The sequence below is a fragment of the Pseudomonas sp. PS01298 genome (assembly GCF_029959745.1).
Lineage (GTDB): Bacteria > Pseudomonadota > Gammaproteobacteria > Pseudomonadales > Pseudomonadaceae > Aquipseudomonas > Aquipseudomonas aylmerensis.
On record NZ_JASCPP010000165.1, the window covers coordinates 1 to 9,460 of the forward strand.

Genomic DNA, 9,460 nt, shown 5'->3' on the forward strand with positions numbered 1-9,460 from the left:
CGAAAGCGGTGTGTCAGTCGACCTCTGCAGTGGCAGATCCAGCGTATTCGCGAGCAAGCCCGCTCCCACATTTTGACATTGCCTGTACCTGCCAGGCATACCAGTCCACCTCGGCATTCATCAATGCGTTTCGCCAGCAGTTTGATGCGACGCCCGGTGAGTTCTTTCGCTGACCATGAGGTGAAGGAGATCCAAATGTGGGAGCGGGCTTGCCCGCGAAAGCGGTGTGTCAGTCGACCCATGCAGTGGCTGATCCAGCGTATTCGCGAGCAAGCCCGCTCCCACATTTTGACATTGCATGGTCTGCTAGGCATATGAGCCCACCTCGGCATTCATCAATGCGTTTCGAGAGCAGTTTGATGCGACGCCCGGTGAGTTCTTTCGCTGCCCCTGAGGTGAAGGAGATCCAAATGTGGGAGCGGGCTTGCTCGCGAAAGCGGTGTGTCAGTCGACCTCTGCAGTGGCTGATCCAGCGTATTCGCGGGCAAGCCCGCTCCCACATTTTGACATTGCATGTGTCTGCCAGGCATACCAGTCCACCTCGGCATGCATCAATGCGTTTCGACAGCAGTTTGACGCGACGCCCGGTGAGTTCTTTCGCTGACCATGAGGTGAAGGAGCTCCAAATGTGAGAGCGGGCTTGCCCGCGAAAGCGGTGTGTCAGTCGACCTCTGCAGTGGCTGATCCAGCGTATTCGCGGGCAAGCCCGCTCCCACATTTTGACATTGCGTGTATCTGCCAGGCATACCAGTCCACCTCGGCATTCATCAATGCATTTCGCCAGCAGTTTGACGCGACGCCCGGTGAGTTCTTTCGCTGACCATGAGGTGAAGGAGATCCAAATGTGGGAGCGGGCTTGCCCGCGAAAGCGGTGTGTCAGTCGACCTCTGCAGTGGCTGATCCAGCGTATTCGCGAGCAAGCCCGCTGCCACATTTTGAAATTGCACGTGTCTGCCAGGCATACGAGTCCACCTCGGCATTCATCAATGCATTTCGACAGCAGTTTGACGCGACGCCCGGTGAGTTCTTTCGCTGACCATGAGGTGAAGGAGATCCAAAAGTGGGAGCGGGCTTGCCCGCGAAAGCGGTGTGTCAGTCGACCTCTGCAGTGGCTGATCCAGCGTATTCGCGAGTAAGCCCGCTCCCACATTTTGACATTGCATGTGTCTGCTAGGCAGAGGCCTTGGCCAGGATCGCCTGGAGCAACACGTCCGCCCCCGCCGTCGACCATTCGGGGGAAATTTCTTCCGCCTCGTTGTGGCTGAGCCCGTCCACGCAGGGCACGAAGATCATCGCGGTCGGCGCTACCTGGTTCAGGTAGCAGGCGTCATGCCCGGCGCCGGAGATCATCGGCCGCTGGCTGTAGCCGAGCTTTTCCGCGCTGACCCGGACCACCTCGACACAGTCAGCGTCAAAGACAATCGGCGCGTATTGGAAAATCTGCTTCACGCTGTGCTGCAAGCCAATCTCCGCGGCGATGCGTGCCACGGCGTCGCGCAATTGCTGGTCCTGGCGCGCCAGCACCGCTTCGTCCGGGTGGCGGAACTCCACGCTGAAAAACACCCGCCCCGGCACCACATTGCGCGAGTTGGGGAAGATGTTCGCCATGCCCACCGTCGCCCGTCCTTCGGCGCCCTGCTCCAGGCCCAGGCCATTGACGGCCTCGACCACCCGGGCAAAACCGAGCAGCGCATCCAGGCGATGGTCCATCGGCGTGGTGCCGGCGTGGGCGCTGCGCCCGCTCAATTCGACTTCATACCAGCGCTGGCCCTGGGCGCCGGTGACGACGCCGATGGTGATGCCTTGGGCTTCGAGAATCGGGCCTTGTTCGATATGCAGTTCGAACGCGGCATGCACGGCCTGGCCGCCGACCGGATGAGGCCCGGCATAGCCGATCTGCTGCAAGGCCTCGCCAATGGTCACACCGGCCTTGTCCGCGCGGGACAGCCCGTATTCCAGGTCGAACACACCGGCGTAGACCCCGGAAGAAATCATCGCCGGAGCGAAGCGCGAGCCTTCTTCGTTGGTCCAGTTGACCACCTCGATGGGGCGCTCGGTTTCGATGCCCAGGTCATTCAGGGTCCGCAGCACTTCCACACCGGCGAGCACGCCGTAGATGCCGTCGTACTTGCCGCCGAAGGGTTGCGAGTCGCCATGCGAGCCGGTCAGCACCGGCGCCAGGTCGTCATGTTTGCCGGCGCGGCGCGCAAAGATATTGCCCATGGCGTCGACTCGCACCGTGCAGCCGGCGGCTTCGCACCACTGCACGAACAAGTCGCGGCCACGACGGTCTTCGTCGGTCAGCGCCAGGCGCGAGACGCCGCCCTTTTCGGTGGCGCCGATCTGCGCCATTTCCATCAGCGATGCCCACAGGCGATCGCCATTGACCCGCGCCAGGTTACTCATGGGGTTTGGCCCGATAGCGGAAATCACAGTGGTGCGCGCCGCCCATGATGGTCTGGGTGCGGGTCAGTTCGATGTCCGGGTTGTAGCCGACGATAAACAACTCGTCGCGGTTGCACGACAGCAAGTGGCCAATCTCGCCCAGGCCCATCTCGTGGTACATCTCGGCGTAGCGGCAGCGCTTGACGTCGTAGTCATAGTGCTCGGCATCGCTGGCGATGATCTCGACCTTAAGCGCATCATCCTTTTCCCACAGCACTTGCAGTTCGACAAAACTCTTGAGGTCGGCGCCCTGCTCTTCCAGCGCGGCAAAATGCTTGCCGGCCTGAATCGCCGCGTTGCCCACGGCCTCGCCGATCACGGCGGCGGCAAAGGCCTTGCCCTGCTCGCGCACCAGGATCTCGTAGATCGGCTTGATGATTTCGGCTTCGATCCGCCGCCGGGCAAGAATGCCCAGTTCACCTTCCAGATTGCTCATTGTGTGCCTCCGTCAGCTCCACAAAACCTATTGATTGCCCCCACACTGGGAGGCTTTTCTGTGGCGAGCGGGCTTGCCCCGCGTGGGGCTGCAAAGCAGCCCCAATAAGCACGCCGCGTTGTCTCAGATACACCTCGGCAGCTGATTTTGCGGCGGCTTCGCCACCCAACGCGGGACAAGCCCACTCACCACACCAGCAGTTCGCCGGCCAGACGTCGGCGGTTATTGACCGCCTGCCACACTTACCGGCTGCCATTGATTGGCCTTGACCTGGTAAACGGTGAACGACGGTTTCTTCAAGTTACCCTCGGCATCGAAGGCAATGGTGCCGGTCACGCCGGGGTAACTGATGGCGCGCAGCACCGGCAGGTACTTCTGCGGATCCACCGAATCGGCCTTTTCAATCGCCGCCACCAGCACGCCGACGCCGTCGTAGGCAAACGGCGCGTGCAGTTCGATATTGGTTTTGTAGCGTTCTTTATAGGCCTGTTCGAACGCCTTGCCACCCGGCATCTGTGCAACCGCCAGGCCCGGCTCCAGGGCTATCACGCCCTCGCCTTCGTTCTGCGCCAGTTGCAGGAAGGTCTGGCTGACAAACCCGCCGGCCCCCATCAACGGTGCCTTGATGCCCAACTGCTTGATGCGTCGGGCCAGCGGCGCGGCCTGGGCGTCAACGCCGCCGAAGAAGATCAGGTCGGGGTTCTGGCTGCGGATATTGGTAAGCACCGCGCTGAAGTCGATGGTCTTGTCGTCGACATATTCACGGGCAACCACCTTGGCGCCCCCGGCCTGGATGGATTTGACGAACTGGTCCGCCAGGCCCTGGCCGAAGGCGGTACGGTCGTCGATCACGGCAATGCGCTGCGCCTTGAGCGTATTCAAGGCATAGGCGCCGGCCACCTGACCGCCATCGTCGTCATGGCCCATGATGCGGAAACTGGTGTCGAAACCCTGCTGCGTGTAGGCATGCCCGGTGGCCACCGGCGCGACCTGGGCGATGCCGGCGTCGTGGTACACCCGCGCCGCCGGGATGCTGGTGCCGGTATTCCAGTGGCCGACCACGCCGACCACGCCCTCATCCACCAGGCGCTGGGCGACGGTCACGGCTGTGCGCGGGTCAGACTGGTCGTCTTCGGACACCAGCTTGAAAGTCACCGCTTCACCGTTGATCTTCGGGTGCTGGGCGTTGGCCCGGTCGATGGCCAGTTGCGCGCCATTTTCCAGGTCTTTGCCGATCCGCGCGGACGGGCCGGTCAGCGGGCCCGCCAAGCCAATCAACACGGTCTGGTCGGCCTGGGCCACGGCGCTTGCCAGGCTGCTCAGGGCCAGGCCTATCAATACGGTTTGCTTCAAAGTCTTCATCAGTCGTTCCTGTGTCTTTTCGGGCGGGTCGAAACACGCCGGGCGTCCGGTAGCGTCATGGTTGGGTTCTATTCACCGAGGTAGGCGCTGCGCACCTCGGGGTGTTCAAGCAATGCGGCGGACGGACCGACAAGGCTGATGCGCCCGGTGTCCATCACGTACGCGCGGTCGGTGACCTGCAGCGCCAGCCGAGCGTTCTGCTCCACCAGCAACAACGTCATGCCCTGGCGGCAGACGTCGTCGATCACCTGGAAGATCTTCTCGACCATGATCGGCGCCAGGCCCATGGACGGCTCATCGAGGATCAGCAGGCGCGGGCGCGACAGCAGCGCACGGGCCAGGGCGAGCATCTGTTGCTCACCGCCTGACAGCAGCCCGGCGGACTGTTGCAGGCGCTCTTCGAGGCGCGGGAAGTGTTCGAACAATTGGCGCATTTCACGCTGCACCTGCGCGTGGTCGCGGCGCACAAAGGCACCGGCCTGCAGGTTTTCCAGCACACTCATCCGCGCAAAAATCCCGCGCCCTTCCGGCACCATGGCGATGCCCTGGCGCAGCAGTTGGTCCGGTGCCTGGCCCCGAATCGAGCGCCCGGCAAACCGGATCGTGCCCTTGGCGGCCGGCAGCAGGCCGGTCAACGCCTTGAGGCTGGAGGTCTTGCCGGCGCCATTGGCACCGATCAGCGTCACGCGTTCGCCTTCGGCGATCTGCAGGTCCAGGGACTTGACCGCCTCGATCGCGCCGTAGCGCACCTGCAAACCGTCGACGTGCAACAGGGCTTCAGACATGTGCACTGGCTCCCAAATAGGCCTGGATCACGGCCGGGTGCTGACGTACCTCGGCCGGTGGCCCGACGGCAATGACCTGGCCGTAATCGAGCACGCTGATGCGGTCGCACACGCCCATCACCAGCTTGACGTCGTGCTCGATCAACAACAGCGTGTGGCCGTCGTCGCGGATTTTTTCCAGCAGGCCGCGCAGTTGCACTTTCTCACTGGCGTTCATGCCCGCCGCCGGTTCGTCCAGCGCCAGCAGGCGCGGTTCGGTGGCCAGCGCGCGGGCGATTTCCAGGCGGCGCTGGTGGCCGTAGCTCAGGCTGTCGGCGCGGTAGTTGGCAAAGCCGGCCAGGCCCACATAGGCGAGCAAACGATGGGCATGCGCGCGGGTTTGCGCCTCTTCATCACGGGCGCGGCGATGGCGGCTCAAGGCGGCCCACAGGCCATTGCGAGTGCGCACATGGCGCCCGACCATGACGTTTTCCAGCGCACTCATGGCATTGAACAGGCGGATATTCTGGAACGTGCGCGCGATGCCAGCTTCGGCCACCTGGTGCACGCTGGTCGGCCGGTACTCGCGCCCGTCCAGCTGGAAGCGCCCGGAATCCGGGGTGTAGAGGCCGGTCATGACATTGAAGAAAGTAGTCTTGCCGGCGCCATTGGGGCCGATCAGCCCGTAGATTTCGCCGGGCTGGATGCTCAGGCTCACGTCGGTCAGCGCCGCGACGCCGCCGAAGTGCTTGTTGACCTGGTCAATCTGCAACAACGGTGCGTTCATCGTGCCACTCCTTTGGGCCATAGCCCGGCAGGTCGGTAGAGCATCGCCAGGATCAGCGCCAGGCCATAGAACAACTGACGGATGATTTCCGGGTCGACCAGCACCTGGCCGAACAGCGCCTGCTGCAGCGGGCCCATGCTCGCGCGCAGGGCTTCGGGCAGCGCAGCCAGCAGCACGCATCCGAGCATCACCCCGGGGATATGGCCCATGCCGCCGAGCACCACCATCGCCAGCACCGCGATGGACTCATTGAGGGTGAACGATTCCGGCGAGACAAAACCCTGGAACGCTGCGAACAGCGCGCCGCTTACGCCGCCGAACGCGGCGCCAATCGCGAACGCCAGCAGCTTGAGACGCACGGTGTTCACGCCCATGGCCTGCGCCGCTTCTTCGTCTTCGCGGATCGCCACCCAGGCGCGGCCGATGCGCGAGCGCTCCAGGCGAATGCAGGTGAACAGGATCAGCACCACCAGCGCGGCAAACAGGTAGTAATAGAGGTACACCGACGGCAGGCGCAGGCCGAACAGCTCCTGGGTACGCCCCAGGTTCACACCCAGCAGGCTGACCGGATCGACTTGCGAAATGCCTTTGGGGCCGTTGGTGATATTTACCGGGCGATCGAGGTTGCGCAGCAGGATGCGGATGATCTCGCCAAAGCCGAGGGTGACGATGGCCAGGTAGTCACCACGCAGGCGCAAGGTCGGCGCCCCGAGCACCACCCCGCAGCCGGCGGCGAGCAAAGCGCCCAATGGCAGGATCAGCCAGATCGAGGTGTGCATCCCCGCCGGCAGCCACGCCACCAGCGCCGGGAACTGCTGCAACAGGTGCGGCGACGACAGCAGCGCGGCAAGGTAGGCGCCCACCGCGTAGAACGCGATAAAGCCCATGTCCAGCAGCCCGGCGTAGCCGACCACGATGTTCAGCCCGAGGGCGAGCATGATGTACAGCAAGGCAAAATCCAGGGTGCGTAACCAGGTGTTGCCGCCGGCATGCCCGACGATCCACGGCGCCAGCACCAGGGCCACGGCGAACAGCAGCAGGCCGAGGGTCGCGCGTTTGTTGACGTTCAGAGAGTGGCTCATGCGCGCGTCGCCAAGCGTTCGCCCAGCAGCCCGGACGGCCGGAACACCAGCACCGCGATCAACACGATAAAGGCGAACACATCCTGGTAATTACTGCCGAACACGCCATTGGTGGCGGCACCGAGATAGCCGGTGCCCAGGGCCTCGATCAGCCCCAGCAGCAGGCCACCGAGCATCGCGCCCTTGAGGTTGCCGATTCCGCCCAGCACCGCTGCGGTAAAGGCCTTGATCCCCGGCAGGAAGCCCATGTAGAAATGCGCGCTGCCGTAGTTGCTGGCCATCATCACCCCGGCCAGCGCCGCCAGGGCACCGCCGATGGCGAAGGTGAGCACGATGATGCGGTTGGGGTTGATGCCCATCAGGCTGGCGACTTGCGGGTTCTCTGCCACGGCGCGCATAGCCCGGCCAAAGCGGGTGCGCTCGACCAGCACCAGCAGCGCGACCATCACCGACAACGCGATGGCGATAGTGGTCAGCGCGGTGGCGTTGGTGATCGCCGGGTGCGCCGAAGCGCCGGCCAACACTTCGATGGGCTCCAGCGGCAGCAGTTGCGGGAACATCTGCGGGTTGCGCGTCCACACCAGCATGGCGAGGGTCTGCAGCAGCAGCGACACGCCGATCCCACTGATCAGCGGCGCCAGGCGCGGGGCGTGGCGCAGGCGGCGATAGGCCACGCGCTCGATCACCACGGCCAGCAGCGCACAGAACGCCATCGCGACCAGCGTCGCCAACAGCAACACCAGCACCGGCGGCAATGCCGGCCAGGTGGCTTGCACCAGGCGGATCACCGAGAGGCCCACCAGTGCGCCGATCATCAACACATCGCCATGGGCAAAGTTGATGATGCGCAAAATGCCGTAGACCATGGTGTAACCCAAGGCCACCAGCGCGTAGAGACTGCCCGTCATCAAGCCATTGAGCAGTTGTTGGATAAACCCATCCATCAGGACCCTGAACCTCAGTGCGTACAAGGGCGGCACACTAAGCATCTATTCTGTTTTTATCAAATATCAGAAAGTCATATGGTTATACCAAAGCGATAACAGGTTGTTTACGCCATATTTACGGCATTTATGGCTCTTTATTTACGCAGAGAGTTGGTATTTAATTCAATACATGAATAAATCAGAACAGTTAGCCAATGACCCTCCCCTGCGCGCCGTGCGCACTTTCGAAGCGTTTGCGCGCCATGGTGGGGTGAATGCCGCCGCGCGCGAGCTGGACGTATCCGCCTCGGCGATCAGCCATCAACTGCACTTGCTCGAAGATTTCCTGCAGCAGCCGCTGACCTTGCGCCAGGGCCGCAACCTGGTACTCACCGATGAAGGCCGCGAGTATTACCGTGCGATTCGCTCGGCGTTCGCGGTACTGCGCAGCGCCACCGAACACGTGCGCGAGAAAAGCGCCACGCGCCAGGTCACCATCAGCCTGATCCCGTTGTTTGGCATCAACCTGTTCATCCCGCGCCTGGCCGACTTCCTCAAGGACCACCCGGCGCTGGACATCAACGTGACCTACGCCAACCACCGCAGCTACCCCAGCGACGCGGCCGACCTGTCGATCCGCTTCGGCACCGGGCACTGGCCGGGCTATCACAGCGAGCCATTGATTTGCGGCGCGGTCACACCCTATTGCAGTCGCGCATTCCTGGCACAACACGGCCCCATCGACACACCGCAGGCCCTGAGCCAACTGCCTCTGCTGCACGACGAAGAACGCGGCACCTGGGGCCAATGGTTCGAAGCCGCCGAAGTCGACGCCACGGCGCTCAATGGGTTGCTGTTGGAAGATGGCCAACTGGCCCTCACGGCCACCCTCACCGGTCTCGGCTGCGCCTTGCTGCGCGAGCCGCTGGTGACGCCACATGTGGCCAGTGGTGAGTTGGTGAAGCTGTTCGACCTGCAGGTCAACGACGGCCGCCAGTACTACCTGTGCCGACGGGCCAACAGCGAATTGTCGAGCGAGGGGAATGACTTGTATGACTGGATCAAGCGCAGCTTGATCGCGGTGTAGAGCGCGATTTGAACGATGGGAGCGGTGGAGTTATAGCGCGGCTGCGAGGGCGGTGGGGCTGACAGTTCTTCTGCGCCTGACACACCGCCTTCGCGGCCTCGCTGGGGCTCGACGGCTCCCACAGGGGGGGGGGCGGCTGTGTGGCTGGGATTTGAGCAAGTACCGGGTTTCGCTGATTGCAGTTTCTGCAGAGTGTCGCTGGGTGAGCTGGATCCCAGCGACCACTAGGTTTCGCTATGTGTTGAAATTTCGGCTACAACACCGGTCAACTGTGGGAGATGTCGAGCTTTAGCGAGGCTGCGAAGGCGGCGGCACTGACAGTTCTTCTGTGCCTGATGCACCGCCTTCGCGGCCTCGCTGGGGCTCGACGGCTCCCACAGGGGGGCGGCTGTGTGGCTGGGATTTGAGCAGGAGCCGGGTTTGCTATGTGGTTGAAATTTCAGCTACAACACCGGTCAACTGTGGGAGATGTCGAGCTTTAGCGAGGCTGCGAAGGCGGCGGTACTGACAATCCTTCTGTGCCTGACACACCGCCTTCGCGGCCTCGCTAAAGCTCGACGGCCCCCACATT

General features: G+C 63.1%; 8 protein-coding genes and 3 pseudogenes. 4 read left to right on the plus strand and 7 right to left on the minus strand.

Annotation, left to right across the window (positions count from 1 at the left end; all coding sequences use genetic code 11):
- Window positions 1-74 precede the first annotated feature (74 nt).
- From QMX97_RS30220 to QMX97_RS30230, 3 pseudogenes are all read left to right on the plus strand, one after another.
- Window positions 75-173, plus strand: a pseudogene (locus QMX97_RS30220) (AraC family transcriptional regulator); the annotation flags it as partial.
- Between the two features lie 332 nt (window positions 174-505).
- Window positions 506-604, plus strand: a pseudogene (locus tag QMX97_RS30225) (AraC family transcriptional regulator); the annotation flags it as partial.
- 117 nt (window positions 605-721) lie between these two features.
- A pseudogene (locus QMX97_RS30230) lies at window positions 722-820 on the plus strand (AraC family transcriptional regulator); the annotation flags it as partial.
- A gap of 350 nt (window positions 821-1,170) precedes the next feature.
- On the opposite strand, the gene QMX97_RS30235 reads toward QMX97_RS30230, so the two are convergent.
- From QMX97_RS30235 to QMX97_RS30265, 7 genes are all read right to left on the minus strand, one after another.
- Window positions 1,171-2,406, minus strand: a complete 1,236-nt coding sequence (locus QMX97_RS30235; protein WP_282398123.1) for a Zn-dependent hydrolase — start codon at window positions 2,404-2,406, stop codon at window positions 1,171-1,173.
- Window positions 2,399-2,881 (minus strand): L-2-amino-thiazoline-4-carboxylic acid hydrolase, encoded by a 483-nt coding sequence (locus QMX97_RS30240; RefSeq protein ID WP_106803480.1) that lies wholly within the window; start codon window positions 2,879-2,881, stop codon window positions 2,399-2,401. The genes QMX97_RS30235 and QMX97_RS30240 overlap by 8 nt, the downstream gene beginning before the upstream one ends.
- 222 nt (window positions 2,882-3,103) lie before the next feature.
- On the minus strand, window positions 3,104-4,243 hold the full coding sequence (locus QMX97_RS30245) for a branched-chain amino acid ABC transporter substrate-binding protein (protein ID WP_065907358.1): 1,140 nt from the start codon (window positions 4,241-4,243) through the stop codon (window positions 3,104-3,106).
- A 68-nt stretch (window positions 4,244-4,311) separates the two neighbouring features.
- Window positions 4,312-5,028, minus strand: a complete 717-nt coding sequence (locus QMX97_RS30250; protein ID WP_065907359.1) for an ABC transporter ATP-binding protein — start codon at window positions 5,026-5,028, stop codon at window positions 4,312-4,314.
- Entirely contained in the window at window positions 5,021-5,794 is a 774-nt protein-coding gene (locus tag QMX97_RS30255) for an ABC transporter ATP-binding protein (protein WP_065907360.1), read from the minus strand. The genes QMX97_RS30250 and QMX97_RS30255 overlap by 8 nt, the downstream gene beginning before the upstream one ends.
- On the minus strand, window positions 5,791-6,876 hold the full coding sequence (locus QMX97_RS30260; protein ID WP_282398124.1) for an ABC transporter ATP-binding protein: 1,086 nt from the start codon (window positions 6,874-6,876) through the stop codon (window positions 5,791-5,793). The genes QMX97_RS30255 and QMX97_RS30260 overlap by 4 nt, the downstream gene beginning before the upstream one ends.
- Window positions 6,873-7,820, minus strand: a complete 948-nt coding sequence (locus QMX97_RS30265; RefSeq protein WP_120448943.1) for a branched-chain amino acid ABC transporter permease — start codon at window positions 7,818-7,820, stop codon at window positions 6,873-6,875. Before QMX97_RS30265 ends, QMX97_RS30260 begins: the two co-directional genes overlap by 4 nt.
- A gap of 172 nt (window positions 7,821-7,992) precedes the next feature.
- On the opposite strand from QMX97_RS30265, the gene QMX97_RS30270 reads away from it, so the two are divergent.
- Window positions 7,993-8,889 carry a LysR substrate-binding domain-containing protein gene (locus QMX97_RS30270; protein WP_282398125.1) on the plus strand — a complete coding sequence of 299 codons (897 nt, stop codon included), beginning with the start codon at window positions 7,993-7,995 and terminating at the stop codon, window positions 8,887-8,889.
- Window positions 8,890-9,460: the final 571 nt, after the last annotated feature.